The organism is Aeromonas sp. 159 (assembly GCF_963862045.1).
GTDB lineage: Bacteria > Pseudomonadota > Gammaproteobacteria > Enterobacterales > Aeromonadaceae > Aeromonas > Aeromonas veronii.
Genome location: NZ_CAWLMI010000025.1, coordinates 47,305 through 73,975, shown reverse-complemented (window position 1 = coordinate 73,975; position 26,671 = coordinate 47,305). Strand labels below are relative to the sequence as shown.

Annotated in this window: 33 protein-coding genes; 4 read left to right on the top strand and 29 right to left on the bottom strand. The window is 55.8% G+C overall.

All coding sequences use genetic code 11. The annotated features are described in order from the left end of the window. The 29 genes from AACR14_RS05390 to AACR14_RS05250 form a co-directional block, all read right to left on the bottom strand. The coding region (locus AACR14_RS05390) for a hypothetical protein (protein ID WP_237714692.1) at positions 1-194 on the bottom strand (194 nt) is incomplete at its 3' end. 88 nt (positions 195-282) lie between these two features. After that, complete coding sequence (locus tag AACR14_RS05385; protein ID WP_019445434.1) at positions 283-1,443, bottom strand: phage late control D family protein; 1,161 nt, start codon at positions 1,441-1,443, stop codon at positions 283-285. Beyond that, positions 1,443-1,934, bottom strand: coding sequence for a phage tail protein (locus AACR14_RS05380; protein WP_019445433.1), 492 nt, complete (start codon positions 1,932-1,934; stop codon positions 1,443-1,445). Before AACR14_RS05380 ends, AACR14_RS05385 begins: the two co-directional genes overlap by 1 nt. A gap of 12 nt (positions 1,935-1,946) precedes the next feature. Further along, a complete protein-coding gene (locus AACR14_RS05375; protein ID WP_019445432.1) occupies positions 1,947-4,382 on the bottom strand; it encodes a phage tail tape measure protein in 2,436 nt (811 codons plus the stop codon). Then, the gene (locus tag AACR14_RS05370) at positions 4,379-4,510 is read right to left on the bottom strand and encodes a GpE family phage tail protein (protein WP_019445431.1); all 132 of its coding nucleotides are present in this window, start codon (positions 4,508-4,510) and stop codon (positions 4,379-4,381) included. Before AACR14_RS05370 ends, AACR14_RS05375 begins: the two co-directional genes overlap by 4 nt. An 8-nt stretch (positions 4,511-4,518) precedes the next feature. Then, complete coding sequence (locus AACR14_RS05365; RefSeq protein ID WP_019445430.1) at positions 4,519-4,803, bottom strand: phage tail assembly protein; 285 nt, start codon at positions 4,801-4,803, stop codon at positions 4,519-4,521. 77 nt (positions 4,804-4,880) lie between these two features. Beyond that, positions 4,881-5,399: a phage major tail tube protein gene (locus AACR14_RS05360; protein ID WP_019445429.1), complete on the bottom strand. Its 519-nt coding sequence runs from the start codon at positions 5,397-5,399 to the stop codon at positions 4,881-4,883. Positions 5,400-5,408: 9 nt separating this feature from the next. After that, positions 5,409-6,587, bottom strand: a complete 1,179-nt coding sequence (locus AACR14_RS05355; protein WP_019445428.1) for a phage tail sheath protein — start codon at positions 6,585-6,587, stop codon at positions 5,409-5,411. A 197-nt stretch (positions 6,588-6,784) separates the two neighbouring features. Then, entirely contained in the window at positions 6,785-7,201 is a 417-nt protein-coding gene (locus AACR14_RS05350; protein ID WP_019445427.1) for a tail fiber assembly protein, read from the bottom strand. Positions 7,202-7,203: 2 nt separating this feature from the next. After that, positions 7,204-8,232, bottom strand: coding sequence for a phage tail protein (locus AACR14_RS05345; protein ID WP_019445426.1), 1,029 nt, complete (start codon positions 8,230-8,232; stop codon positions 7,204-7,206). After that, the gene (locus tag AACR14_RS05340; protein ID WP_019445425.1) at positions 8,232-8,864 is read right to left on the bottom strand and encodes a phage tail protein I; all 633 of its coding nucleotides are present in this window, start codon (positions 8,862-8,864) and stop codon (positions 8,232-8,234) included. The genes AACR14_RS05345 and AACR14_RS05340 overlap by 1 nt, the downstream gene beginning before the upstream one ends. Beyond that, positions 8,861-9,760 (bottom strand): baseplate J/gp47 family protein, encoded by a 900-nt coding sequence (locus AACR14_RS05335; protein ID WP_019445424.1) that lies wholly within the window; start codon positions 9,758-9,760, stop codon positions 8,861-8,863. Before AACR14_RS05335 ends, AACR14_RS05340 begins: the two co-directional genes overlap by 4 nt. After that, positions 9,757-10,128, bottom strand: coding sequence for a GPW/gp25 family protein (locus tag AACR14_RS05330; protein ID WP_019445423.1), 372 nt, complete (start codon positions 10,126-10,128; stop codon positions 9,757-9,759). The genes AACR14_RS05335 and AACR14_RS05330 overlap by 4 nt, the downstream gene beginning before the upstream one ends. Then, positions 10,125-10,676 (bottom strand): phage baseplate assembly protein V, encoded by a 552-nt coding sequence (locus AACR14_RS05325; protein ID WP_019445422.1) that lies wholly within the window; start codon positions 10,674-10,676, stop codon positions 10,125-10,127. Before AACR14_RS05325 ends, AACR14_RS05330 begins: the two co-directional genes overlap by 4 nt. A 137-nt stretch (positions 10,677-10,813) precedes the next feature. Then, positions 10,814-11,680, bottom strand: a complete 867-nt coding sequence (locus AACR14_RS05320) for a DUF2971 domain-containing protein (RefSeq protein ID WP_019445421.1) — start codon at positions 11,678-11,680, stop codon at positions 10,814-10,816. A 158-nt stretch (positions 11,681-11,838) separates the two neighbouring features. After that, positions 11,839-12,657 (bottom strand): hypothetical protein, encoded by an 819-nt coding sequence (locus AACR14_RS05315; RefSeq protein ID WP_156808774.1) that lies wholly within the window; start codon positions 12,655-12,657, stop codon positions 11,839-11,841. Between the two features lie 63 nt (positions 12,658-12,720). Then, positions 12,721-13,173: a phage virion morphogenesis protein gene (locus tag AACR14_RS05310; protein ID WP_019445419.1), complete on the bottom strand. Its 453-nt coding sequence runs from the start codon at positions 13,171-13,173 to the stop codon at positions 12,721-12,723. Next, on the bottom strand, positions 13,155-13,625 hold the full coding sequence (locus AACR14_RS05305; protein WP_019445418.1) for a phage tail protein: 471 nt from the start codon (positions 13,623-13,625) through the stop codon (positions 13,155-13,157). Before AACR14_RS05305 ends, AACR14_RS05310 begins: the two co-directional genes overlap by 19 nt. Then, the gene (gene lysC / locus AACR14_RS05300) at positions 13,600-13,842 is read right to left on the bottom strand and encodes an Rz1-like lysis system protein LysC (protein ID WP_236285415.1); all 243 of its coding nucleotides are present in this window, start codon (positions 13,840-13,842) and stop codon (positions 13,600-13,602) included. Before lysC ends, AACR14_RS05305 begins: the two co-directional genes overlap by 26 nt. Beyond that, positions 13,733-14,206: an Rz-like lysis system protein LysB gene (lysB, locus tag AACR14_RS05295; protein ID WP_026034939.1), complete on the bottom strand. Its 474-nt coding sequence runs from the start codon at positions 14,204-14,206 to the stop codon at positions 13,733-13,735. The genes lysC and lysB overlap by 110 nt, the downstream gene beginning before the upstream one ends. Next, a complete protein-coding gene (locus AACR14_RS05290) occupies positions 14,196-15,017 on the bottom strand; it encodes an N-acetylmuramidase domain-containing protein (protein WP_019445416.1) in 822 nt (273 codons plus the stop codon). The genes lysB and AACR14_RS05290 overlap by 11 nt, the downstream gene beginning before the upstream one ends. Further along, positions 15,014-15,355 carry a phage holin family protein gene (locus AACR14_RS05285; RefSeq protein ID WP_019445415.1) on the bottom strand — a complete coding sequence of 114 codons (342 nt, stop codon included), beginning with the start codon at positions 15,353-15,355 and terminating at the stop codon, positions 15,014-15,016. The genes AACR14_RS05290 and AACR14_RS05285 overlap by 4 nt, the downstream gene beginning before the upstream one ends. Further along, a complete protein-coding gene (locus tag AACR14_RS05280; protein ID WP_019445414.1) occupies positions 15,352-15,723 on the bottom strand; it encodes a putative holin in 372 nt (123 codons plus the stop codon). Before AACR14_RS05280 ends, AACR14_RS05285 begins: the two co-directional genes overlap by 4 nt. Positions 15,724-15,732: 9 nt before the next feature. Further along, on the bottom strand, positions 15,733-15,963 hold the full coding sequence (locus AACR14_RS05275) for a TraR/DksA C4-type zinc finger protein (protein WP_019445413.1): 231 nt from the start codon (positions 15,961-15,963) through the stop codon (positions 15,733-15,735). A 28-nt stretch (positions 15,964-15,991) separates the two neighbouring features. After that, positions 15,992-16,195 carry a tail protein X gene (locus AACR14_RS05270; protein WP_005352059.1) on the bottom strand — a complete coding sequence of 68 codons (204 nt, stop codon included), beginning with the start codon at positions 16,193-16,195 and terminating at the stop codon, positions 15,992-15,994. Next, a complete protein-coding gene (locus AACR14_RS05265) occupies positions 16,195-16,671 on the bottom strand; it encodes a head completion/stabilization protein (protein WP_019445412.1) in 477 nt (158 codons plus the stop codon). Before AACR14_RS05265 ends, AACR14_RS05270 begins: the two co-directional genes overlap by 1 nt. Before the next feature lie 108 nt (positions 16,672-16,779). Further along, on the bottom strand, positions 16,780-17,541 hold the full coding sequence (gpM, locus tag AACR14_RS05260; RefSeq protein WP_019445411.1) for a phage terminase small subunit: 762 nt from the start codon (positions 17,539-17,541) through the stop codon (positions 16,780-16,782). 9 nt (positions 17,542-17,550) lie between these two features. Then, positions 17,551-18,609 (bottom strand): phage major capsid protein, P2 family, encoded by a 1,059-nt coding sequence (locus AACR14_RS05255; protein ID WP_019445410.1) that lies wholly within the window; start codon positions 18,607-18,609, stop codon positions 17,551-17,553. 12 nt (positions 18,610-18,621) lie between these two features. Then, the gene (locus AACR14_RS05250) at positions 18,622-19,425 is read right to left on the bottom strand and encodes a GPO family capsid scaffolding protein (protein ID WP_019445409.1); all 804 of its coding nucleotides are present in this window, start codon (positions 19,423-19,425) and stop codon (positions 18,622-18,624) included. Positions 19,426-19,574: 149 nt separating this feature from the next. On the opposite strand from AACR14_RS05250, the gene AACR14_RS05245 reads away from it, so the two are divergent. The 4 genes from AACR14_RS05245 to AACR14_RS05230 all read left to right on the top strand — a co-directional run bounded on the left by AACR14_RS05245 (position 19,575) and on the right by AACR14_RS05230 (position 26,584). Further along, positions 19,575-21,341: a terminase ATPase subunit family protein gene (locus tag AACR14_RS05245; RefSeq protein ID WP_019445408.1), complete on the top strand. Its 1,767-nt coding sequence runs from the start codon at positions 19,575-19,577 to the stop codon at positions 21,339-21,341. After that, entirely contained in the window at positions 21,341-22,345 is a 1,005-nt protein-coding gene (locus AACR14_RS05240; RefSeq protein WP_019445407.1) for a phage portal protein, read from the top strand. The genes AACR14_RS05245 and AACR14_RS05240 overlap by 1 nt, the downstream gene beginning before the upstream one ends. Before the next feature lie 901 nt (positions 22,346-23,246). Next, positions 23,247-24,497 (top strand): hypothetical protein, encoded by a 1,251-nt coding sequence (locus tag AACR14_RS05235; RefSeq protein WP_202801608.1) that lies wholly within the window; start codon positions 23,247-23,249, stop codon positions 24,495-24,497. Between the two features lie 419 nt (positions 24,498-24,916). After that, positions 24,917-26,584: a caspase family protein gene (locus AACR14_RS05230; protein WP_019445404.1), complete on the top strand. Its 1,668-nt coding sequence runs from the start codon at positions 24,917-24,919 to the stop codon at positions 26,582-26,584. The last annotated feature ends 87 nt before the right edge of the window (positions 26,585-26,671 follow it).

Genomic DNA, 26,671 nt, shown 5'->3' with positions numbered 1-26,671 from the left:
GCCGGTTCGATTCCGGCCTCGGGCACCATTAAAATCAAAGAGTTACGAAAGGCCACTAGAAATAGTGGCCTTTTTCTTTTGCCTAAATGGCGACAAAGTGGCGACAGCGCTTTTTTAAGCGGTTCACCCTTCCTGTAATGTTGAGTAACAGGATCTTCTTGTATGATGCCGCTCTGCCTGACGGTGCACTTCATGCGGCGCCTTTCCCTGGCCATGTCTCGGTGCGTTGTCAGGCAGAATGAGAAGGGCCCCACATTGTGGGGCCCTTCTCGCATCCAGACATCACTCCGGCAGCTCTGCAAGTTTCACTTCGAGTTGCAGGCGGTTGGTGTATCCCTGATCGGTGAGGTCGTGCACCACCTGGGTGAGTAGCCAGTCAGCCTCGTCGATTTGTGGTTTGAAGCCCCTGACCGTGGTGGGTTGTTCCGGGTAAAGTTCTGGTCGGCCTTTGGCCAGGGTGATCTGAAATTCGGCCACACCGCGCTGCAGCTTTTCCCACTCTGCCCGGGCGGCCCGCATGGCGTTACTCTGGCTGGCGTAAACGTGGCGCAGCTCCTTGACGTTCTCACTGTCACCAACCAGCAGCTCGTTCTCCTTCTTGTTGACTACCACTCCCGGTGGTAGCGGTCGTTCCTCCTTCGGTTTGGTCTTTCGCTTGCGCTTCACCTCGATTTTCTTCTTTTCGGCAGCCTTGTTGTCTTGCCAGTAGGCGATGACGCCGGTGTAGGCGTCGCGGTCTGCCACCGAGAACTGGTGCTGATCGCCGTCCTGGCGGGTGATGGTGATGGCAGGGAGTAGCTTGCCGCTGGCGGTGGTGCCGTTGCCTGCTTTGATAAACATCAGGCGGCCAGATTTGACGGTGGCAATGGCATCCTGCTCGGTCGCCAAGCGGGTGAGAAAGGCCAGATCGCTCTCGTTGGTCTGGTCGATGTGGTCGATCACCATCCCCTTGAAGGCGTCGCCGACGCTCGGGGTCAGGCCATAGCGGGCTGCAAGCTGCTCCACGATGGCGCCGATGGTCTCGAAGTGCCAGCTGCGCTCGCGCAGTTTGTTCATGCCGCCGCGCAGGTCTGCCGACTTGCCCCTGATGGTGAGTACATCCGGCGCGCCGCCATGCTCCACCTCGTCAATTTTGAAGGTGCCTTTATCGACCAGTGGGCCGCCTTGCCAGCCGATGCTGGCTTGCAGGGAGGCCCCACGGCGCGGCATGGCCAGCTTGCCGTCGCTGTCATCGAGGGCGATCTCGATGGTGTCGGCCGAAAAGCCCCGGTTATCGGTGATGGTCATGTGCATCAGGCGTGGGCGCAGGGTGCCCGAGACATCGCTGCCATCGACCCGCACCTGATAGGCGGGCACAGGATGCTGCTGGCTCAGGGCATCCAGCTGGCTGGTGATACCAAGGTTTTCAGCCAAGCGGGTACCGAACTGGTCGAATGCCCCCATCAGAGCAGCCCCCCAAGGTTGCCGCCCACCGTGTTCAGCAGCTTGCCAACGCCCAATTTACCCAGCAGGTTGCCCGCAGTGCGACCTAGCAAGGTATTGCCGAGGGAGCTGTCGTTGTCATCGACCCGTTTCAGCTTGATGCTGAACTCGATTTTTCGGGCGCTGCCATCCTGGTAGAACTCGCTGCGGGTGGTGCTGATCCCCTCTATCACGAACGAGCCACGCATCACGCCATCCCCCTGGATTAAGGGGAAGGCTTGGCCACTGTCGCCCATGCTATTGAGCATATCGAGGGAGACTGGGCCGCCGGTGAGCTCTGGATAGAGCACCCCGCTTAAGTGACTGAGTTCGTCATCTGGCCCGAGGTACTGATATGAGGGGCGGGCGCCGACCCGATTATTGCCCGGGTGGCGCCATGATTTTTCGTCTTGTTGGGATTGCGGGGCCACGGTCGAGCGCATAAACACGAACCAGCCCAGGGTCATCATCATGGTGGTTGCTCCTTAGTTGCGGTCGGTCAGGGAAGCGCGGCCACTGGCGGCCGCCTGCCGTTCGCGCCGATCCAGTTCGCGGCTCACCTCTTTCGCCACATCGGTGGCTGATTGTCCCGGCTGCTGGGTGATACTGATCGGGGTGTGGATCTGGGTGGTGGTGCTGCCTCTGGCCACCGGCCGCACCGGGGTGACGATGCGCGGGCCGTATCCCGAACCGCCCGCCGTGGCCGGGGTGTTGTAGTTACCGGTGAGGTAGCCGGACGGATTGACGTTGGCGGTGACCGAGCCGCCCCCCTTCATCCAGTCCGGCAGCAGGTCGGTGAGGGCCTTTATCTTGTTCTTCAAGCTCTCCCACTTGGCACTGATGCCGCCAATCAGGCCGTCGATGATGGCCTTACCCTTGTTGGCGGCCCCTGCTGGCAGGGTATCGAAGAAGGCCCAGATCTCGTTCCAGTGCATGATCAGCATGCCGATGGGGGTCCATGAGAAGAGCTCTTTCAGGAGTTCCCAGAAGGCGAGGGCAGGGGCCTTGCACTGGGCCCATAGGTCGCTGAACCACTTGGTGACCCCATCCCAATTTTTGTAGAGCAGGTAGGCACCGGCAGCGATCGCCGCAATCCCCATGATGAACCAGCCGAGCGGGGTGGTAAGCATGGCAATGCCGAGCCTGACCATGCCCATGGTCAGCACCTTGATGAAGGTCAGCAACGGGCCGCCATAGACCAGCAGGGTAGAAAGCCCCATTTTGATGGCGGCCAGTGGCCCCAGCAGACCCGCCACAATCAGCAGCAGTGACCCGCCAGCGGCAGCCGCTACGGCGGTGACCGCCGCGATACGGGTCAAGGTCGAGGTGAGCTCTGGGTTTGCCCTCATCCAGTCGCCAGTGACCTGGATGATTTCGGTGACGCGCTGGATAATGCCACGTAGCGGGCCGTTCTCGGTCTCCATCATCTGGATCCCCACGTCATCCCAGGCGGAGGTGAGGTTGTCCAGGTCGCCAATGGCGTTATCGGCCATCACCTTGGCGACCTTGCCCGCTTCCCCCTGGGTTTGCTTCAACGTGGCGATCAGCTCCTGCAGCTTGCCGGAACCTGCCTGCTCGGTCAGCACGGTCAGGGCGGCAAACGCCTCTTCGCCGGCGATGGCCTTGAAGTAGCCCGAGCGGGTGACGTCCCCCATCTTGCTGGTTTTCTTGTAGAGCTCGTCCAGGATATCGGGCAACGAGCGCAGGTTGCCCGCCGCATTGGCGGTCTTGACGTTGAGGGCGGCCAGCGCATCGTTCGCCGCCTTGGGCGGGGAGGCCAAGCGACCGAGAATCGCGCGGATGGCGGTACCGCCCATGCTGCCCTGAATACCCGCATCCCCCAGCTTGCCCGCCATGGCGGAGGCGGTTTCAAGGTCGACCCCGAGCCCTGCGGCTACCGGCCCCACGTATTTCATGGTTTCACCCAGCATCTGCAAGTCGACGTTGGCACGGGTGAAGGTGCCGACCATCACATCCCCCAAGCGGTTCATCTGGTTAGCCGGCAGCTTGAAGCCGGTCAGGATGTTGGACCCGATGTCAGCGGCGGCAGCAATCTCGACGCCGCCAGCCTTGGCGATATCGAGCACCCCTGGCATGGCGTCACGGATTGCCTTGGGGGTGAAACCGGCCATGGCCAGAAAGCCCTGGCCCTGCGCCGCTTCGCCTGCCGTGAAGGCGGTATTGGCGCCGAGCTCCCGCGCCTGAGCCCGCAGGGCGGCCAGTTCGCTGCTCTCTTTGTTCAGCCGGGTGATCGCCTGCACCTTGGACATATCGACATCAAAGCCCATCGCCTTGCCCGCGATATTAGTGCCTTTGTAGATGGCGGCGGCCCCGGTGGCCATACCCGCAGCGCCATAGCCCGCCAGGGTGCCGCGCATCGACATGGTTTTGTCGTAGTTGGCTTTGATCTGGTTGAGGCGTTTTTGCTGGGCGGCCAGTTGCCCCAGCTTGGCCCGCTGCTGGTCGAGCTGGCTGTTGGCTGCGGCCATGTCGCTTTTGAGCTGGCGCTGGTGCTGGCCCAGCTGTTTGGTGTTGATGCCTGCCTCGCTCATGGCCCGTTTCAGGCTACCGTGACGGGCGACCATTTCCCGCTCTTGCTGGGAGAGGTCGCGCACCTTCTGCTTGGCTTGCTCCATGGCGCGAGTCATGGCCTTGGTCGGTTGCTCGACCTTGGCGAACTGCTGCGCCATCTGCTGGGCGTCGCGCTGGGCTTGGGTCAGCTGGGCGCGGGTTGCGCCAATCTGCTGGCCGAGGGTGCGATAGCCATCAATCTGGCCGCTCTGGGCTTCCAGCTCCTTGATGCGCTTTTTCGTGTCGACCAGGTCTTTGGCGGTGATGCGGCTCTGGCCGCTGGCTGCCTTGAGGGGGGCGGTGAGCTTGTCTATCCCATTAAGCAGGATTTGAAGTTTGAGAGGGTTCATTGTTGTTCTGCCCCGTTGATGCGGTTGTGAGTCTCAACGAGGCGTTGGTGCCAGCCCATCAGCTCGCTGATCTCCATGGCCGCCATCTCGGACGGCGGCCAGTGGGCGATGATGGCCAGATCGGCCATCACCTCGTCTACGCAATGAGGTAGGCCATTCTCTTCGGTACCAAAAAAGCGCTTACCTCGCTGCCCAGTTGCATCAGGTCAGCCGGATCCATGTTGCCAATTTCGGCTTCGGTCAACATGGGGGTGGTGATGCGGGGTAGCAGTTTGGTGAGGGCGTTGACGTCCATCTGCACCACATCGGTCATATTGAGGCCACGCATTTCGCCCGCCTTGGGCTTGCGCAGCTGGATCTCGGTGAGTGTGGTGTCGCCGCGCTGGATGGCTTGGTCGAGGGTAACGGTTTTGTTTTCCATGGTCTGGGTTCCTGGTGATGTGGTGAGGGCGGCACTTATTGGTTGGATAAGGACCGCCCATTGGATGAGAGAAGGGGTTAGAGGCCGAGGGCTTTGCGGTGCTCGGCCATGCGGTCGACGCCATCGGGGCCGATCTCAATCATGTTGATGAGGTCGATTTCATGGATCACCTGACCGTTGATGGTCTCCTTGTAGTAGGTGTTGACCATGCCGACCTTGGCCTGGGAGTTGTCACCGGCCTTGAGGGTGCCGCGGTCGAGCTCTTTGAAGCGGCCACGGCAGATGATCTCGACGGGTACCACCTCGGCGGTGTCGTCGCCCTGCACCGAGCCGGCAAAGCGCACCATGGTGCCGTCGGCCTTGGGTTCCCCCATGCAGCGCAGCAGGGGCTCGCCATAGCCGCCGAAGGTGAATGAGACATCGAGGGCGCTGTCATCGAGGCCCATATCGATGTTGACGGCGCCGCCCATGCCGCCGCCGCGATAGGCTTCAAACTTGCGGGTCAATTTGGCCGGGGTGAAATCTTCCGCTTCACCCACCCAGTTCTCGCCGTTGAGAAAGACGTTCAGGCGTTTGAGTTTGCGTGGCAGTGCCATGGGGGCTCCTTATGCTGCGGCCGCGACGCGGGCGCCGAAGTCGATCAGGTAGTGGTCGGTGATGCGCTGGATGAAACCGAGGTCTTCAAGCGGCGGCACCGGGGTGTAGTTGTAATCAATGCGCAGTTTGCCCGCCTTGAGGGTGTCCTTGTCGTTGAGCTCCTCGTTGTACCAGCAGTCAAACCCGAGCAAGTAACCGCCGTTCACCAGCTCACGCCCCTTGGCCTTGATCCCTTCGACGATGTCTTTGACCAGGGAAGGGTGCAGCGGCTTGTCGTTGGCCCACATGTGGGCCTCGGCCATGGTGTCAGCCAGGATCTGGGCGGTGCGGGTGTAGTTCTCGAAGGCGAATAGGGGATCATCGGAACAGGTGCGGTTGCCCCAATAGCGAAAGCCGTCAGAGCGGATCAGGGCGGTGACCTCGTTGGCGTTGAGCAGGCCGACCTCGGTGTCGGGGTCTTGCAGATCCCAGAACAGGCTTTTGGTCATGCCATCGACCCCGGTCACGCCGACGTTCGACAGGGTCTTGTGCCAGCCAATCTCTTTGTCGATCAGTGCCCGCATGGCGGCAGCCTTGAGGCAGGCATCGAGCTTGATGCTGGCATTGGCGGCAACGTCCCACGCCGTCCAGTCGGCATGCACCAGCATCAGCTCACGGCTGGAGAAGTTTTCACGGTAGGCCAGCGCGGCTTCGACGGTCTCGGCGATGGTCGGTACATAAGCAAAGGCGCGCAGTTTCTTGGCCATGCCCGCCAGCGCAGTGGACACCGGCAGGGTGCAGTTGTCCGGCACGCAGAGGATGCGCGGCTTGACGCCGGTGGCCGGGGTGGCCCGCTCCAGCGCCTTGAGGCCGGTATAGCTGCCATCGGGCTTGATGGTGCCGATGATGCTGCTGGTGAGGGCTGCCGCGTCAGTGCCTTTGGCCACGCGCACGGCGATGACGATGGTGTTGACGGTGTCATAGATGGTTTGCAGCGAGCGCTTGAGGTTCCCCTCGCTGCCCGCCTTGGCGATGGCCGCTGGCAGGTTGGCGATCAGCACAGGCTTGTCGAGGGGGAAGTAGGTGGCGTCGGCGTCTTCGCTGGTGCAGACCATGCCGATCACCGCCGTGGCGACGGTGCGGATGGTACGGGTACCCTCGGTCGCTTCGACGACGCGCACGCCGTGGTGGAATTGGTCCAGTGCCATAGGTTCTCCTGTTGTCCGGACGGAGCATTCTTTGAGTAGGTAATGCAGGTGATGTGAACAGGGTCAGGATGCAGGGGCAGGGGATCGCAGGCGAGCGGCGGCCAGTGTATCTGGCGTGGATACACTGGAGAGGCGGTGACAAGGGGGTGACGAGTGGCAGTAACGACACACCCTGAACAGGGCGGGGTGTTGGCTGGTTAGATGACCGTATCCGGTTCGGTTGGCCACTGCGGCGACGCTGGCCAGCTTGGTTGCTGGTCAACTCGACTTACGTTCACGCTGTACTCTCGCCAATTCTGCAGATTGATGACTTCAGCAGCGGTTAATGCGTTGGACTGCTCCAGATAGGAGAGTGGCAGGATGACATCTGACGCCAGACGCAGGCGCTGAGTTTGCTCTATTTTGGCTGCGACCAGTAGTTGCTCGGTAGAGGGGGGGGCCATGTCTTTCAGACATGGATAACCATCCTGCCAGGCAATCACCTTTGACTGGGTCAATCCTGCCAATAGTTCTGCATGGCGCTCATAGGTGATTTCAACGGCATCGGCCGGGATGTTCGAGTGGATGTCAGATTCATAGAATCCGCTGGTGCTCTGTGCTGCAAAAATGGTCATGGTTACCGTCCAAACGTCACATATTGAATGTTGTGACCAGGGCCTGACTTTGCGCCCGTAACTGTGTTGAACATAGGGACACTGGCCTGGGTCAAGGTCTTGGTCGAGAATGCATAGGCCGCATTCATGTTCGAACCCGAGACAGGGATGACGCAGAAGCACCCGCTCTTATGGGCATCTGGGAACGTAATAATGCAATCACCTGATGCGTTGCTGGATACGACTCCCCACTGGATAACGAAACTGCCTAGCCACTTTGGAAGCCGGATATAACCGTTATCTGCAAGCAGTACGGTGAACCCGAATACGAGTTTTTTTGGGGTGATGGAGACATCATCGGCGGTTCCTTCTTCGGTCTGCTCCTGCGTTGCAACCTTCATCATACCCAGCACAGTTTCGCTAGCCTGCTTTACCCATCCCCATAGGTTTTTTACCGTGACCACCGCATCCGCTTTCTGATTGGCGGCGGTGGATTCATTGACTTCAGTCTGGGTGGCAAAACGTGAAAACCCCTTTGCTGTCTCGCTGGCATCAGGGTGATCGCGGCTCTCCCGGTGTGCCTTCATCACATCATCGACATATTTGCGGGTGGCCAGCACCACGGACGGGTCAATTTTGAGCTCGACCGCGCTGGTGTCGCTGACGATCAGCACCATGCGGATGGTCTGGGTACGGCCAGACCCTTCCGATAACTGGGGCTTGTAGGTGTCCGGGCTGTTAGCAATGGCGATCAGCGTGCCCGTTTCGTCATAGAGACCAACCTCGCGGATCCACCACCCGCCAACGTTCTCGGGGATGATCTGCTCGGCCACCAGTTGCGCTGGGTTGAGCGGGTCTTGAAACAGGGTATTGAGGGGGGCACGGCGTAGTTCCCGTACCAGGGCGGTCTGTGCCGGGTTGGGAGTGACTGGCTGGCCGTTGCCATCGCCCACCGCCATCTGGGTGATTTTGAGCGGTACGCCCAGCGCGATGGCGTTGGCGATTTTGGCCTGTCCCGCATGGGTGGGGATGGCGAAATAGATGGCACTCATTAATGGGCACCTCCTGTCTGTTGCGGGTGAATGGTCAGGGTGTCGAGGGTGTGCAGGGCGCCGCCGTGCCACTGCTGGCCAAGGATCTCGATGGCCTCGGGGCTGTAGGGGTAGATGGTCAGCTCGTCGCCCTGGTAGCAGGCTGCCCCCAGATAGAGCGGGCCACGGGTTTCCATGCTGATGGCCAGCCCCGTCAGATGGCGGGTCATGGGTTTGGCGTCGGCGATAAGCCGTTCAAGCTCCTGATACATCGCCTCGGTGATGCCGGTGTCGAGTACTCCGATATCGAGTTTGAAGGTGCCCGGGGTGGCTTGTGGGGTCTCTTGCCACCACTCCAGCACCCGGATCAGATAGCCGAGCGGTTCAACCACCCGGCGGATTGCACCGATGGTGCCCTTGCGGCTATGGACGAAGTAGCTGTTGGCGATCACTTGGCGCTGGGTAGCCTCTGGCCACTTGTCATCCCAGCGATCGACGCTCCAGCTGGCGGCCAGATAGGGCAGCAGGTGGGTGGGGCAGGTCCAGGGTGACCAGAGTGAGCGAAACGGGATCGGTAACTGCATCGCTTGGTCACCGGTGGCAGCCAGATTGCGCTCAGTGCGGGTGGAGCTGGGTGGCAACAGGTTATTCATACGGCCAGCTCCACGGTGAAGGCGGTGCAGTAGGCAGCTTGGGTTGGGCTCGGGGTGATATCGCTCCATCCCGGCAGATCGACCTTGGTAACCCCCTGCACATGCAGGGCGGCATCGATAGCTGAACGGGGTACTTCGACCCCGATACGGCGGTGCGGATTGATAAAGGCGGCAAGCCGATCGCGGGCGGCCTGCAGGATCACATTCGCCTCGGCGCCCTGGCTGCTGACGTGCAACCGAGCGTTGATGGTGTAATGAATAATTCCGGCGCTTTGTACGGTAAGCCGGTCGCCCACCGGGCGCTTGTCTTCGTGGCTGAGGGCTTGGGTGACCTTGGCGATCAGCGCCGCGTCAGCGGTGCCGTCCCCTTCTGTGCTGAGGATGGTGACGATGGCCACTGCTCCCGATGGGCTTGAACCTTTGGCGTCTGCCACCTTGCCATCAGCCGAGAGGGCGAAATACTCATAGGCCCCGGTCGGACCGGCGACACTCAGCCCATCCCACGCCATCAGGGCGCGCAGGATCAGCGCTTCGTCATCTTCCTTGATCTCGGGTACCGGCGGGGTGGCACTCGGTTCACCCTGTTGAATGGTGAGGCGTTTTACATTCCAGTTGGCCACCAGATTGTCGAGGTCGTTCCCCTTGGCCCACGCCAGCATGTTGGCCACGGCAGCATCGTTGATGTGATGGCGCAAGATCAGCTCCCGATAAGCATTCTCCTGCAGTAGCTTTGTGATGGGCTCGGATTCGAGCGCCAGAGTGGCGGTGATGGCTTGCTGCTGGTCGGCCGGATAGAGGCTGATGAGGTACGCCTTGCGCTCGGCGAGGATGGTCTCGTAATCGAGTAGTTCGATCACGTCGGGTTGTGGCAGTTGGGAGAGGGTAATGGTGCTCAACTGGCTGCTCCTGTGGGGATGGTGATGGAGGCACTTTCTGTTTTTGAATCGGGCACGCCGCCATCTTTGCGCTGCCAGGTGAGCTCGATGGTGAGGGCGCCATCCATGCCGCCACCCAGCACATCGACGCGGGTGATGGTGATGCGGGGTTCCCAGTTGATAAGGGCTTGCACGGTGGCAGCCATCAGGCGCAGGCGGGTGGCCTGATGCTGGGGCATGTCGATGAGGTAAAAGAGCTCGCTACCGTAGTCGCGGCGCATCACCCGCGAACCCACCGGGGTGATGAGGATGTCACGCACCGACTGGATGATGTGGTCGCTGGCGCTGATGGCGCGGCCATTGGCGGCATTCATACCGAGCCAGTTCATACCGGGCCCCCTGATGTGCCATCGCCCGGCTGCACGTTTTTGTGGCTGTGCTCTGTCACCTCGATGTCGCCCACCTTGGCGGTGTCACAGATGAGGCGCTTGGCCTGCAGCTGGTTGGTGCAGATGGTCTTGGGGGTATCGAGAGTCACGCTGACACTGGCGACGATAGTGGCCTGCTTGATGCCGGTGGCGCTGAGCTCACCGGTTGCCGGGTTGTATTCGATCACCGCGCCATCGGCGTATTCGGTGCGGTCGAGATCCGGGTTGTCATCTTCGGCCAACGGTTCGGGGAAGTTGTCAACATTGAGGCGGCCGACGATATAGGCATTGCGAAGATCGCCGCTGACGGAGAGCAGGATCACCTGCTCGCCCAGGCTCAGGCGGTGGCGGGTACGGTTAGCCCCGGCCCGTTCTGTGGTGTAGGGCCGCCAGTTGGTGGTGATGTTGCCGGTTTTGACGCGACACTCCCCGGAGCGCACGGCGGTAACAGTGCCAATGCGGATCAGGTTGTCGATCAGGCGTTTGAGTTCGGTCGGGGTCGGTTGCATGGGGCCATTGTTTTGGGCAATGGCCGGGAAAGCGACGAAGGGTCATTGTGTGATGGCATTACACAATGGCTATACTAAGAGCATTTAATTCAGAATGGTTTATTCACTGTGAATAATTTAGTGAATTTTCCGGGAGGTTATATTTGTTTCAGTATAATGTCGTAGGTCTCATGGCTTGTTGATGCTGTGTATATATTTTCGACGCCATTATTTTTGGCTATAGATATCAAAGTGGCTTTCTGCCATGAATCCATTTTATCGCCAATGTATAATGATTTCATCACCCCTTTTTTATATTTAACAAGACGATTACCTTCTTTACATGAAAATCTGAATTCTCGTTCTGCAACCCAATGGCAGCCTTTTGTGTGAGTGATTTCTAGTAAAGCCTTTACTAATTCACTCTTCAATGCCGAATCACTTGTTGACATAAATCGAACTGCAATTTCCAAGGGGGAAAATGTCGGAGGCGTATTACTGTAGTTAACAAATAAAGAAGAAAGATTTTGCTCTTCAAAAATGGAACCGTCTACTGGTTCGAAAGAAATAGCAAACCCCCTAAGGCCATTACCATAATGACCCCACATCATTGGATTATTAATTGCCCTATTGGTTTCGCCACTAAAAAAACAACATACACCACTATTTTTGAAAGCATCTTGTACAGACTTCACGAGTATTGACATTTGATTTATTAAGTCTTCTTTGTGCTTCATCGTACTATCGTACAGTATTGGTGTTAATATCTTTATTGCTGTGTTCTTATCAACCTGTTGTTCTATTAGGACTTTTTTGAAAAAGTCATGATATGGGTTTAACTTCGCATCATCGATGTCATGGAAAATTATAGAAATAAAATGCTCAATGGATATATCGGATAGGTCTAATTTATAGTTACCTTCAAAGGGGTCATTGAACGCATATGGTTTAGAAAACCAAGCGGAATACTCATTAAAAGCTGACACATGGTAGTTTTCAAAAGAATAAAATTTAGAGAGTAACATGAATTGATTTTCCTGTTTTAAATTGCCTGGCTATTTATTAATGCGTTAATTAATACTTGTCATTTTGAAATTGGTAATAGAGCTGCGTATATATGCAGAGTGCTTTGTAGTAGCGGCCGACGCCCCACAGGGCTCTTACCTAACTCACCTGAGCACGTTCAGCTGGCCTTCTCGCCAGGGGATTGCTCTTTACTGTCTGGTTTCGGAGGGATGGTCACGCTATCAATCTGGTCATGCCGCAGGTAGATGGTGCCGTCTTTCTCCGTCCAGAAGGTGCATTGGGTCGCGTTGCAGGCGATGCGCAGTGCGGGGATACCCTCTGGATGTTTGGCGTAGATGAGCTGTTCAGCAATATGTGTTTTTCCTTGTAGCATAGCTTCAATTTGCTTTTTGGCCGCCGCCTCTCCATCACGAAGGCTGACAAATGACAATCCAAAAATCATTACGCAGACGATTAATACGCAACAGAAGCGAAGGTACCAGGTAGAAATTGTGTCAAATGCCCTCGCAAGCCATTTAGCCTCGCCAGGTTGCATAGCGTATTTAAATAGGGCTCTGAAGAACCTAAGCATGCCTTCTCTGTGACCGATGTTTAAAGCACGTGCGCGAAGATGGTCTGAGCACCTTTTTATCAATCTGAACGTTAATGCGATAATTGCCCCCAGTATCATCAGGGTGCCTACGAATGCGAGAGGGTAGAAGATGAAAGGCAGCAAATTACTCATTAATGCGATGACGCCCATTAACAAGTTTTGCTCCGTTGATAGTGGAAATTCGCTGCTATCTACATGAAAAAAATCTAGATACCCCATATGCCGACTCATTCCAAACAGATAGATACAAGCCGTCAGTAGTGGTAAGAGTGCCAAAGCGATCTGCACCAGAACGAGAGTGCGCTCAGGGGATTTGACTGGCTTTGTCTTCATTTTCTGGGCTTGTTGGCGTAGCCGCTGCCGCAGTTCAGAGCGCTGATTCATCCTTGCCTCATACGATAGAGTTTGCGTCATATCGTATGGGTTGCAGCTTCGCTCGACAACCTTCTATTTGGTCATATGGACCAGCAGCAGCTCTTCCAAGTGCTCCACCTCCTCAGTAGTAATCCCTAGCAGCTCACGCGCGGGATAACTGATTTCGCGGCCCTTGATGCGGTCTTTGAGGCCGTACTGGTGAATGGTGGCGAGCCGGTTGGCCGAGCCGACAAATTCGACCACGGCTTGATGTTCGGTGTTGGTCGCCTTGAGCCAGCGGGGGCTGACCAGATGCTGAAACATCTTGCGGCGGGTTGCAACGCGTTTTTTCGCCAGCTTTTTGAGCGGCTTGCGCGGGGTCATGGGACTGCCATCCGGCTGGATGTTGGCTCTGATCCGTTTGCTCTGGCTGGCGCGCAGGTTACGGGCCATTTCCCCCATCAGTTGCCGGCGGGCGGCCGGTGTCATGCTGGCCAGCAAAGCATCGGCCCAGCTGATCAGCCGGTTCAGGTCGTCGGTGGCCATGGCTGCGGTTCCCCGTTGATAAAGAGCTCCCAGGTGATGCCGTCATAAGGGTCTTCCGGTGGCTCTGGCAGATGTTCCCAGCCTATCCCCTGTTCGTTCTGCCATACCTTGACCCGCTCGGTCAGCTTGACGGTGATGATGAGATCCATCAGGTCGTTGGCGAGGTATTCGGCCTCGAAGGTGATGCCATCCTTGCGCAACTCGTCGTTGGTCATCAGCTCGGGTTGGTGTTGGCGCAGCCAGGCCAGCAGCGGCACCATGATCTGATCCGGGTGGCCCGCAAAGTCTTCAATGCCGATGGTGAGGGGGTATTGCCACTCGAACGAGAGGGAGCGGGCGCCGGTGCTTTCGATATTGCCCGGGGCGATAAAGATGTGCAGCTTGTCCGGGTTGGTCTTGAGGTGTGGCACGCAGCGGGTCAGCACCTCACGTATCTGTTTTGGCTTTTCCATCTTCACTCCCTTGTTGTCGTGTCTGGCAGGTGATGAGGCTATCGACCTTGGCGGCGCAACTGGCCCAGGCGGCCTCGGTCTGGCTCAGCTGGTCGAGCAAGTCGCCGTTATTGCGCGGTGCCGCCGGCGGCAGCTGGCAGGGGCTCGGGGCCGGACAGGTGAGCCTGATAATCTGCGGCGCCGGTGAGGGCGGGGCGCTGGAGCAGCCTGATAACAGGATCAGGCAGAGGGCGATCAGCCCAAGCCTTGAGTTCGGCATTTTCACGTTTGAGCCTCTTGATGGTGTCGGCGCGGGTAGCAGCAGCCTGCGCCAGCTGGTCGAGCTGACCCTGCAGCTGCTGCGCCGCTTGTGCCTGGGTGGTCAGTTCCCGGGTGAGGGTGGCGATGGCGGTCTCTTTAAGCTGCTCGCGCCGCTCGGCCTCTCTGGTTTTCTCGTCGGCTGCCTTGAGACTGGTTTGCAAGGTGGTGACGTCCCCTTTGGCCTTGGCCGCCGAGCGGGCTGACCAGCCCCAGCCACCAAGGGCGACAGCCAACGCAAGCAGCAACCAGCTGAGGGGCGAGCCCAGCAGCTCACGCCACATTGGCCACCTCCTGCACCTGATAGACCTTGGTGAAGTGCGCAAACCACTTGGCCAGCTTGGTGTCGTATTCGTTCTCCTTAAACGCCGGGCCGTTGTAGCGGCGGGCGAAATCCGCCCACTTTCGCCCCTGCAGTGCCTTGTGCATGGCGGGGTCTTGCTGGATAAAGCGGCACAGGGCTGTGAGGTGTTCGACCTCGCTGCGCTGCATGGCCGCCTGCCAGTCGCTGGCAGAGGCAAAGCCCAGTGGCTGCCAGTGGTAGCCCATGATCTGGAACATGCCCCAGCTGGCCGACTCAATGGCGGCATCCTTATTCAGGCTGATGGCCAGTTGCAGCCGCTCCCACTCGGCTGCGCCGCCTGCATAGCCGCCGCGCTTGGGGTTGACCAGGTTGGGGTAATGGGCGGCCAACTGGTCGGCGGCCGCCTTGCCCAGATGTTTGGTGAGCTGCTTGTAGAACACATGCCGCTCGAACAGCACCACGGGGCGCATGGCTTGGGTGAAGCCTTCACCGATGCTCTCGACCTGGGCAACGGTGGCCATGGTGGCCAGCGGTACCGCCATCAGATCGGCGCCGGCCTGCATGTGGTTGATGGTCAGCTGGTTGCCGCGCTCACTGCCGAGCAGTGCGGTCAGGGTGCGCGGGCCCGCCTGACCGATGGCGGCAATCATGTAATCCCGCTGGAAGGCGATCAGCGCCTGCTCGGTTGCCTCACCAAACCAGCCATCGACAGCCACCGGATAACCGGCGGCGGTGAGGCGGCGTTGCAGGTCGGCCACGGCGGTGCCGGTATCCCCTTTTTTCAGGCTCATGGCTGGTACCTCCGATAAATATCCCGGGCATGGTCGGTGCTGGACGGTTTGCCCCGGGGCAGCAGGTGGTGCACCGAGCCGCGGGTGTTGAGCACGGCGCACAGCAGGAAGAGGGCGAGCCCGAAGGCGGCCGGATCTGGCACCGGAATGCCACCGAACAGAAAGCGCAGCGGAATGGAGCCTGACAGCACGCAGAGCAGCCACGCCATCCAGGCGGGCAGGGCGCGATACTCGCCACCTTTGCGGTCAAACAGCATGACCTGCAGGAAGATGGCGGCGCAGACCAGGGCGTAAAGGGCGGTGTAGATAAACACACCGGTCGGAGTGGTCGGGATCATGGTTGCCCCCTTTTGTTAAACAAGGCTTCAAGTAGCCGATCCTGATTGCGCATGATGAGCTGCAGCAGGCGCACCATCATGGCGGAGGCGATCAGCGAGCCGATCGCATTGCTGACCTGGACGCTGTCGGGCAGCAGTACCTCCAGCAGTTGGCAGGTAAAGCCGGCCAGCAGCAGGCCGCTGATAAACGAGGCGACAAACAGGGCAATCCGGCGCAGGCGCCCCTGCTCTTCGGCGGCCGAGATAAACAGCACCGCGCCGGTGAGTGCGCCGAGCACCACGGAGGGATCCACCCCTGGCAGGGTGAACAGCAAGGCCAGACCGGTGAGGGTGCTGGTTGCGGCGCTGGAGGAAATCGGTTCTGGCATCGTGCTCTCCTATCGTTTGCTGCCGCAGTGGCGGGCGAGTTGGAATTCGTGGATGGTCTGGCAGTCGGCGCAGCGCTCGCAGCCCCGGATCGCCTCGCGGCGCTCTTGCGGGATCGGGTCGTCGCAGTCGATGCAGTAGTGGGGGCCAGTGCCCGCAATGCGGGCGGCATGGATGCGGGCAGCCAGTTGTTGCTCGCTGATGTTGGCCAGTCGTTCGAGTTCGTCGTCGAGGCGGCTCATGTCGGTGTTCTCTTTTGTCGCATGACAGTCAGTCCCATAGCTGGATCAGCGGCTGTTCGGCCTGAGTGGGGGCCGCTGGCATGTTGATGAGGGTGCCGGTTGGCAGGATGGGGCCGAGCGCGGCCAGCCCGGGGTTGAGGTTGAGCACCTGCTCGGTGATGCCTGCGGTGTAGCCGTAGTGACGAAACAGGATGAGATCGAGGGTGTCGCCCTGCAGGCTGCGCAGTTGCATCAGATGAGCTCCACCGTGGTGTGGGTGGTGCCGATGATGTCGCGGATGGCAAAGCGGGCATCGCGGTAGAGGTCATCCGAACTTATCTCTTTGGCATCGGCCCCTTTGATGCCGTCACCGGTGGCGCTGTAGTCGGTGTAGCGCTCCAGCAGGTTGGCGCGGGTCATGGCGTAGACGGCGCGCCGGTAGCTGTGCAGGTATATCGATTCGCCGTTGATGGGCTCGGCGGGGACTGCGGCCAGGGTGGCGTGACCTTCACTTTCTCTGGCGCTGCGCCACTGGGCCAGATCCCGGTTGACGCTGGTGATGGCGTCGATCACGGCATGAGTGAGGCGGGCGGTGGTGATGGTGCCATCGAGCCGGACGGTGTCGCGCAGCGCGCAGAGCGAGATGGCCGGCCAGAAGGGGGCGCTGGTGATGTCGCCCTCTTCTGTGGCGGCCGGGGTCGGGTTGGTGGCTAAAAATCCGGTGCTCATGGTGCTCCTGATTTGAGGTGGCGCCGCATGTTGGGCGGTGGTCGGGCCGTCTGGTATGCCGCTGGCATTCGTCAGGCCCGAGCCGCCCAGGGTGCGGGGTTCGCTCGGTTAGCTGGCCTCGCCGGGGGCGGGGGCTGGCTGTTCGGGTGGCTGTGATTCGGATTGAGGCTCTGCGTCCGGCTGCGGTGCCGGTTCGTTGGCGGGCTGGCCGGCGGCGGCTTTATCCTTTTTGATCTCGCGCACCAAATCTTCCAGCTCTCGCTTGATGCCCACCTTGTCGTGCAGCTCGATGGCGCGGCGGTAGTGGTCTGCCGCTTGCTCCTTGAGCCCTTCGGCATAACAGGCGCGGCCCACCGCCTTGTGCAACTTGGCGCGTACCTGGTCGAAGATGTCGCAGTCAGCCAGCATGCTCATGTAGCTGTTGAGTAATGGCAGGGATGGACCATTGCCCGCCTCTTGCAGCTTGATGGCGGTATCGGCTACCTCTTCGGCGATGAGGGTGGGGGCGGTGCGTTCGTACTGGTCCGGGGTATTGAGGCCATGGCGGATCACGTAATCAGCCATCGGCAGGGCACTTGCCAGATCGCCGGTGTCGAGGTGCCACAGCATCACGGTTACCATGACGTCATCCTGACCACCGCGATCGGCGGCCAGCAGGCCATCAATCCACGGTGTGTAGGTGGCCAGCATGGTGCGTTTGGCGTCAATCTTGCGCTCGAGGCTCTGGATGCCCTTGAGGGTGCGGCGGTGCTCGGCCAGCTGCATCAGCTGGAGTTCGTACTGGTTGGCGGCGGCGCGATCCTGCTCGGGATTGGCCGCCCCTTGCAGGGCGGCCATGATGCGGGCGGTGTGACGTTGTGCAGGTGTCATCGTGGCTCCTTAAGCGCCTGCAGGCGCAGGTTTGGCGCCCAGCGTGATGTTTTCTGCGACGGCGATGCAGTCGTAATCCTCGACCACGTAGGCATCGTTGGAGGATTCCCAGTTGACGATGCGGTCGAGGCTCGGCTGCTCTTCCAGGTGGCGACGGCGGCCGCCGATCTGCCAGTAGATGGAGAGGTTGTCGAGACGGGTGACGATCAGGGTGTCTTCCGGGACGAAGGGGACGCGGATCGCCAGCAGGCCGCCAATCTGCTTCTGGCTCACCAGTACCTGACCGGCCAGCTTGTTCTGGTTGTCCCGGGTCTCGTTGAGGATGGGGAAGTATTTGTCGGCCAGCAGCTTGCGACCGCAGATCACCACCAGATCGGTGTCGTCCTGGTACCAGGGTTTGATCTTGCTGTTGACCAGATCGAACACCAGAGCGTCGAGGTTGCCGTAATCCCCCTCTTTGGTGTCGGCTTCACTGTTGGGCTGGTAGATGTAGATATGGCCGGTACCCGCATCCCCTTCGCTCATCACCTGGGCGGGAGCATCATTGCGGGTGTGCTCAATCCAGCCGATGTTGACGTCTTGCAGCATGGGGAACTGGACGCGATCGGTATCTTTCGCGGCAAGTTTGCCGTTCCAGCCGATCATGATGCGGTCCAGGCCCTGGCGCTTAACGATGGCATCGCGAATGCGGATCTGGAAGTCTTTGAACTTGGCCCAGGTATCAAGCTTGGCGTAACCGATGCTGGTGTCGTAGTTGGTCTTTTCGCACTCGTATTTGGTGTTTTGCAGTCCGGTCGGGTCGAACGGGACGCGAGCCTTGCCGCCACTGGTATCGGTGCGAGAGGCAATGGTGCCATTGATGCCGATGCCGACCTTTTCCCCTTTGAGTTCATCCACCGGCACGATGTTGATCATGCCGAGGAAGTCGACGGACTCCTGCATTTTGGTTTCCAGCTTTTGCTGGATGCTGGGCTCGACACTGAATTGCACCATGGCCGAGCTGACGGCATTCAGGCTCGCCAGTTGGTTGGTGTACTGCTCGAATTGCTGACGGGTATCGTTGCGCATTATCGGGGTCCCTTAAAAATCGGTTTTGGTTGGCTTGGTGCCATCATCACCGGTGGCAGGCTGGCGCTTGTGGCTGAAATCTTCCTGGCGCTCGAGCTGGGTGGTCATGTTGGCCAGGGCGTTGGCGGTCGCCGTTTGCCGGGCCGTCAGTTCGTTGAACTTGGTTTGCAGGTCGGTATCGAGGCTGGTCACCTCTTTGGCGACGGCTTCCACGGCCTGATGCACCTCGCTGAAATCGGCGGTCGATTGCTGCTTGTGACTGGTGAAAATGGCGCTGAACCGTTCCAGCAGACCCGGGCCTTTCTCTTGCTCATCTTCAAACTCGATGACGGTTTCGAGGGCTTCGGTAAACAGGCATTCCGGATGGTATTTGCGGTCGGCCAGCGGGTTGACCGCGGCTTTGCTGCAGAACTGCAGCATTTCAGTGCCAAGGCTTGCCGGGCTGTCTGTCACGGCCAGCCCCATCATGTAGGCCCCTTTTTCGTTCAGGTTGGGGTGGATCTCGATGGAGGTGTAGACCTTCTGGCGCTTCTTGTTCAGCGCGATCAGCTCCGGCGTCGGGTCAATCTGGACGAACAGGGCCAGCCGCTGTTCCCCCTCGATGGTGACCTCTTCGGTCTTGGCGGCGGTGATGTCGCCGTACATCTTGAACAAGCCGTTGGGGTCGAGGCCCCGGATATGCTCCATATTGACCCGTGCGCCATAGGTGGCCTGGTTGTAGCGCTGGGCCATCTGCTCAATCCATTCGCGGGTGATGGCGCGACCGTCGGTGGTGCCCCCCTCAACCGCAACACGGAAGAATTTGGACTTAGGCATGTGCTGGGATCCCTTTGGTAATTGGGTAGTGATGTCGCGGTTATGGTCTGGGTGAGCGGCGGGATCGTGCAATCCGGGGCCAGTGTGTGGTGGCGCTACACACTGGCAGTGGGGCGTTTGGGGTAGTAGCGGCTGGGTAGACTGGTGCCATGACAACAGCACCCATCATCTTTCCCCATCTCGACCCCAGACGGCAGGCCATGTACCTGTTCTTTCAGGGGTACCCGCTGCGTGCCATTGCCGAGTTGCTGCAAACGCCGGAGGGTACCGTCTCGACCTGGAAGAAACGCGACGGCTGGGAGGACATCAAACCGATAGACCGGGTGGATAGCGCCATCGAGGCGCGCATGATCCAGTTGGTGATGAAGGAGACCAAGAGCGGCGGCGACTTCAAGGAGATTGATCTGCTGGGTCGCCAGCTTGAGCGTATCGCCCGGGTCAACAAGTACAGCAACGGCGGCAACGAGGCCGACCTCAACCCCAAGGTGGCCAACCGCAACAAGGGGCCGAAGAAGGCCCCCGAGCGCAACGTGGTGGAGCCCGAGCAGCAAGAACGGCTCATCGAGCGGTTTGAGTCGACCATGTTCGATTACCAGCGGGTCTGGTATCAGGCCGGGCAGGAGTACCGGATCCGCGACCTGCTCAAGTCGCGCCAGATCGGGGCGACTTACTTCTTTGCCTTCGAGGCGTTCATTGATGCCCTGGTGACCGGGCGCAACCAGATTTTCCTGTCAGCCAGCAAGGCGCAGGCCCATATGTTCAAGCAGTACATCATCCAGTTCGCCAAGGAGGAGGGGGTTGAACTGAAAGGTGACCCCATAGTGCTGCCGAACGGGGCACATCTCTACTTCCTCGGTACCAACGCCCGCACCGCCCAGAGCTACCACGGCAACATCTACATGGATGAGTACTTCTGGATCCACGGCTTTCTGGAGTTCCGCAAGGTGGCGTCCGGTATGGCGATGCACAAGAAGTGGCGCCAGACCTACATCTCCACCCCTTCCAGCCTTTCTCATCCCGCTTATGGATTCTGGTCTGGCGCCAACTTTAACCGCGGTAAGGCCAAGGCCGACCGGGTCGAGATTGACCTGAGCCACGCCAACCTGTCTGCCGGCAAGTTGTGCGCCGATGGGCAATGGCGGCAGATCGTCACGGTGGAAGATGCGGTGCGCGGCGGTTGCAACCTGTTCGACCTGGATCAGCTGCGCAGTGAGTATTCCGAGGATGAATACCGCAACCTGCTGATGTGCGAGTTCATAGATGACACCGAGAGCCTGTTTCCGTTGGCGACGCTGCAGCGCTGCATGGTCGACAGCTGGCTGGTGTGGGAGGACTACAAGCCCCACACCTTGCGGCCGCTGGCCAACCGGGCAGTGTGGATCGGCTATGACCCGGCCAAGGGGGGTAAAGGTGACAGCGCCGGCTGCGCGGTGCTGGCCCCGCCACTGGTGCCGGGTGGCAAGTTTCGGGTGTTGGAGCGCCACCGCTGGCAGGGGATGGACTTTGACGCCCAGGCCAAATCCATTCGTGCCATCTGCGATCGCTACAACGTGGCCTATATCGGCATCGACACCACCGGGATCGGGGAGGGGGTTTATCAGCTGGTGAAGCAGTTTTTCCCTGCAGTCACCGCCATCCAGTACAACCCCAACGTGAAGATGCGGATGGTGATGAAGGCGCAAGATGTGATGAACAAGGGGCGGCTGGAGTTTGACAGCGGCTGGACCGACTTGGCCCAGGCGTTTATGAGCATCCGCCGCGCCGTGACCCAAAGCGGCAAGCTGCCCACCTTCGAGGCCAGCAGATCTGATGAGACTAGCCACGCCGATATTGCCTGGGCAACCATGCAAGCTCTGTTACACGAGCCCCTTGAGGGGCAGACCGGCACCAATTACGGCTTTATGGAGATTTACTGATGAGTGAGCAGATCAACTCGCCTGCCGGTGTGCAGGCGTTTACGTTTGGGGAGGCTATCCCGGTGTTGTCCCAGCGGGAGGTGTTCGATTACCTCGAGTCGATGCACAACGGCCGCTGGTATGAGCATCCCCTGAGCCTGCACGGGCTGGCGCGGGTCTATCGGGCAGCGGTGCATCACGCCTCGGCCATCCAGGTGAAGCGCAATATCTTGCGCGGCTGTTTCATCCCTCATCCCAAACTGAGCCTGGCCACCTTCACCGGGCTGGTGATGGATTACGAGATCTTCGGCAACGCTCACCTGCAGCGGGTGCGCAACCGGCTGGGTGGCACGCTGCGCTATGACCAGATGCCGGCAAAGTACACCCGCCGCTCTCTCGACCTTAACCGCTACTGGTGGGTGCCAAGGCCTGGGGATGAGGTGGAGTTGCCCGCCGGTGATGTGGGGCATGTGATGGAGGCGGACGTTAACCAGGAGATTTATGGCATCCCCGACTATGTGGCCAGCCTGAACTCGGCACTGCTCAACGAGTCGGCCACCCTGTTTCGCCGTCGCTACTACGAGAACGGCAGCCATGCGGGGTTCATTCTGCACATCAGCGATGCTCTGCAGAACGAGGGCGACATCACCGCGCTCAAGACGGCGCTGCAAAACAGCAAGGGGCCGGGCAACTTCCGTAACCTGCTGCTCTACACCCCGGGTGGCAAGGCTGATTCGGTGAAGCTGATCCCGGTGGCCGAGATTGCGGCCAAGGATGATTTCCTGTCTATCAAGGGGGTGAGCCGGGATGACCAGCTGGCGGCCCACCGGGTGCCGCCGCAGCTGATGGGGGTGGTGCCGAACAATACGGGCGGGTTTGGGGATGTGACCAAAGCGGCCCAGGTGTTTGACGTCAACGAGATCGACAGCATGAAGGCGAACTTTGCGCAGTTCAACGAGTGGGCAGGGGAGGAGATCATCCGATTCACTTCTTATCGACTGTCAGATCTGACAGTGCAAAGCTGAAAACCTTGGCTATCTTCAAATTGGAATTCCTCCAAATTCCTCCATGATTTAATTCAAAGCCCCCTATCCAGGGGGCTTTGTTTTGGCTGAGCTCCCATCCTGCCAGAGCGTACCAGTCGCGCTACAGGCCAGCGTCGGCCAACCCTTCGTCCATCACACTCCCGAGATCCTTCACGCGCACCTGCGAGCATTGAGCGGAGCCTCGAAAGGCCCCTCAACACCCAGCGCGCGCAATCGGGACCCCGCCTCGCCTGCGCGCTTTATGTGTTGAAAATCATGCGGGTGAACGGCAGGTGGAGGGGAATGGCACCCTTCGCCAGCATTGGCCGCGCGCGGGATGCAGGATCCTTTATGCGATCCTTCATTATCTGTCAGATCCTTTCAGGCCCGAAGGGGGGGTATTGTTCAGTTGTGTAACTATAGTTGCCTATTGCCCATTCGAACCCGCTCACTCCAAAGGCAGCCAATGTGCCTGATGATTGTTCTATTTTCAAACAGGTAAAAGCAACACGCTAGGAACTGAAATCCCGTGCGGTAGCCCATTAATGATAGTGGGGTTCGTTAGAGTGCTTATTGATGCGTTGCGGAGCCATTAGGGTATGTAGTAATATTCGGCGCATGGATTATGCAGAATAGGTATTAAAATTCAATTAATATACGCAATAATAATTTATGCTGGATATGCACGAATAAATATAAGTTTTATATTATTTTTAACTAAAGCAGGATTATGGTAAAAATGATTACATATACACACAATAAAATTTATAAGTTAAAACACGACACGTTAACTAGAATTCAATCTTGTATGGGGGAGTTCTGTAAGGAAATTAAACATTCAAGCCTCAGTGAGGACTCGAAAATTAAAGGGCGATGTATCAGATTTTCTGTTGAAAAAGACATGTTAGGTAGTTTGACTATATTGGATGTTGAATTCAAATTTACGGATAAGGAGATGGTGTCAATAAAGGTTGATGTATTAAAGTCAGAAATTGATATAAATGAAATTCATTTGAAGTATTTTGTCTTGGAGTTTATGGATCAAGTTTTAAGAGGTCAAATAAATGAAGAGCTAAAACTTTATACGGTAAGGACATATAATAAGATTTTTAATTCACATCCTATTAGAGGTGAATTTCTTATAAATGGCAAGTATAAGTTTTTGATTAAGCCGTATATATGGACAAGCAAGGAGGAACCATTTACGGAACAAGTCGTGATGTATGATATTGAAGTGCATGCTGTTAATATAGAACATGCAAGAAGTTTGGCTTATAATTTTACATTAGATGTTAATGCTTATTTGTCTGTTTTATTAGATGTTGGCTTTGAGATGATTACATCAGAGTTTCGTATTTTCACAACCAAGAACGCTCAAGGCGGTTTTGATATAAATAGATATAGAACTGGCTATATTGACTATGAGTTAAAATTAATGGTTAAGGATAATCATTATGGGCTTAAGTCAATGTTAGATACAGAGCATGTAAACTCGTTTAGTTCTGGGAAAATGTCTCTAGAATTTGCCATGGAAAAGCCTGATGGGGGGTATGTTTTTTTTGACTCAATGATATACGATACGTACTCCAATAACGATTTTCTTGATGATTTATTTTCTAAGCATAAAATAAAGAAAAATAAAGAAACAAGTAAAGAAAGGCCCATGCACATACCTATTGATTATATGCCACATTATCCAGGTGAAGAGATCAAAATACCGAGTGATATTAGAAAATACTTCATAGGAATTGCTAGATTGGGTGAAGATGAGAGACAAGCTTTCGATGCATGTTGCAGAATGTACAATATATCTTTAACTTCTGGTAATGGTATTGCTACTCGGGATGAGTCCTACAAAGTTTGTGCCATAGAGGCGCTTGCCAAGTCTGAAAAATTAAGTTTTTCTGATTTTTTGATGAAATATTCCAACGAAGGTTTCGATAAAAAATTGTCAGATTATTTTTATACGGTCAGGTCAAGCCATTTCCACAGTGGAAAGTTTGCATTTGATGAATTCAATATCAACTTGCAACGTGAGGTCTCATTTTCATTTAAAGAAAAAAATGCGGACTACATTAACTTTAATAAATACATTAGAATTGCATTGGTTAATTGGATTGGGCGTAATTTGTTGTGTAATGAAAGTGTTTAAGAATGGTTTTTTGTGACGCAGCATTGCTAATGCTAAATAGTTATGGCTGAATAGAGGGGTACTGCTCTTGTATAGCCTCTATGAGTGTCAAAATTTCTGCGTTAGTCGTAGGTATGATTGGTAGGGGGGGGGGCTAGGCTCCCCAATCACAATGAGGCTGTTTTTTCGGCCAATCCCCAAGTTTAGGTAAATGGGATAATACAATGAAAATCAACGTGGTTTGATTTTTTTAGCTATTTATGGGTGTAACTGATGACATCTTAGTCGGCTCGAAGTGAAGTAATGTGCGAACTTCTGTACGGCGGTTTATAACTTACTGTCAGCTTGGCTCTTTCACTATGGCAACGTCCTTCGATATCGATTTTAGTAAAGAATGGCGCTAACGTGCCATAAATATATTTATAAATTGAGAGGTTCATTTGAAAAAAGCATTCGTTATTGGTAATGACTCCTACCAGGATAATAAAGATAAACTAAGCAATGCTATAAATGACGCTAAAGCTATAAAAGATATTCTATCATATAAAGGTTTTGATGTGTTTTATTATGGCGACCTGAGTGAGAATGATTTTATTCGTGCTTTTAGTGACTTTGTTGATACTGTTTGCGAGGGGGATGATATTATTTTTTTCTTCGCCGGTCACGCAATTGAAGATAGAGATACCAACTATTTGTTTTCAATCGACTACAAGGTTTCATTTAACTTGGAATCGTCATTGACAATAGACAAAATTCAGAATGATTTTTTTGAAAAAAATAAATCAGGTTTTAAGTTAATAGTGGTTGATGCATGTAGAAATAATCCTGTTTGTGCAGTGTCACCTATTCCAAAAAAAAATAAAGCAAATAACAATACATTGATTGCATTCTCTACATCATCAGGAAATACTGCCAAGGATGGGAAAGGTAATAATAGCATCTATACTTATCATTTGATTAATAACATTAAAAAATATGGGTTATCAATAAGTGATGTTTTTTCTAAAACTAGGGACAGTGTTATGAAGTTAACGGATTTTTCCCAGATCCCATGGGAATATAGCTCGTTATTAGAAAGTGATGGTGGATTTACATTTGATAACATCTCCATCCCAAACCAATTAAAGCGAATAACTAGAAATAAATTTGATGTTTCATACTCGGCAACTTACATTGATGGTGTTTTTTATATAGTGGGTGATTCGAATGAAATATATTTATTTGGCGAGGGTGGAACGATTTCAAAATCGATAAAAATACATCCTGATGAAGGTTTTAGAAGTGTTGAAAAAATTGCATCCAATAGCCACGCTCTTGCTTTTGTCAGTGACTCTGGATGCTTTGGATATATTAATCTGACTAGTAATAAATTTATTTCATATAAGTTTGAGGAAGCACTGTTTGCAGTTTCTATTAATGACGATGATGTCGCAATATTGGGGGGGGCATCTGACAAGTTAAAATTCATAGACATTAATAGGGGTCTGAATTTTGAGATGGACCTTGGTGAAGAAGTTCTCAGTCTGATGTTTAAGGATTCAGAGTCACTGAAGTATGCAGCATCAAAATTGACAATCATGACATCTTGTTTCTCGAAAAAAGATAAAAATATTTTCGCATTTGGTGGCTCTGCAAGTGTGTTTGGCATTATTGATGTAGAGCAAAAAAAATGCTTGTTTGCTAATAAAGATAACAGCTGCTTCACTTACACATATTGTGTAGATTTCTCTCATGATGGTAAATATATTGTTTCTAGCCATGAATCTGGTAAGGTTAATTTATGGTGTGCTGAGACCTATAAGATGCTTTATACATTTAAGATTAATGAATGTATAAATAAAAAAGAATTTTTTGAGTTTGAGCATGAAAAAATCTGTAATCATATGCATCATGTCCGTTTTCTACCAAACTCAAAGGCATTTGCTGTTTCAACATCGGAAAGTCAAGTTATATTCTTTGACTTTTGCAAGAAGGTAATAATAGATAAGGTTGATTTAAACATTGAGCCTCTTCATGTTTATTCTTTCGAATTTACCTCGTCTGGTAAGGAGATGGTCATTTCAATCGGTAGTAAACACTATTTACTAACCACAAAAACAGACCAGTAATGTATTATTCAATCGCATGAAATAAATGGTGGAATAGTGATTCCAAACGTCGAGCATTTAAGCTCAAGGTTGAGCTTTGTATTTACG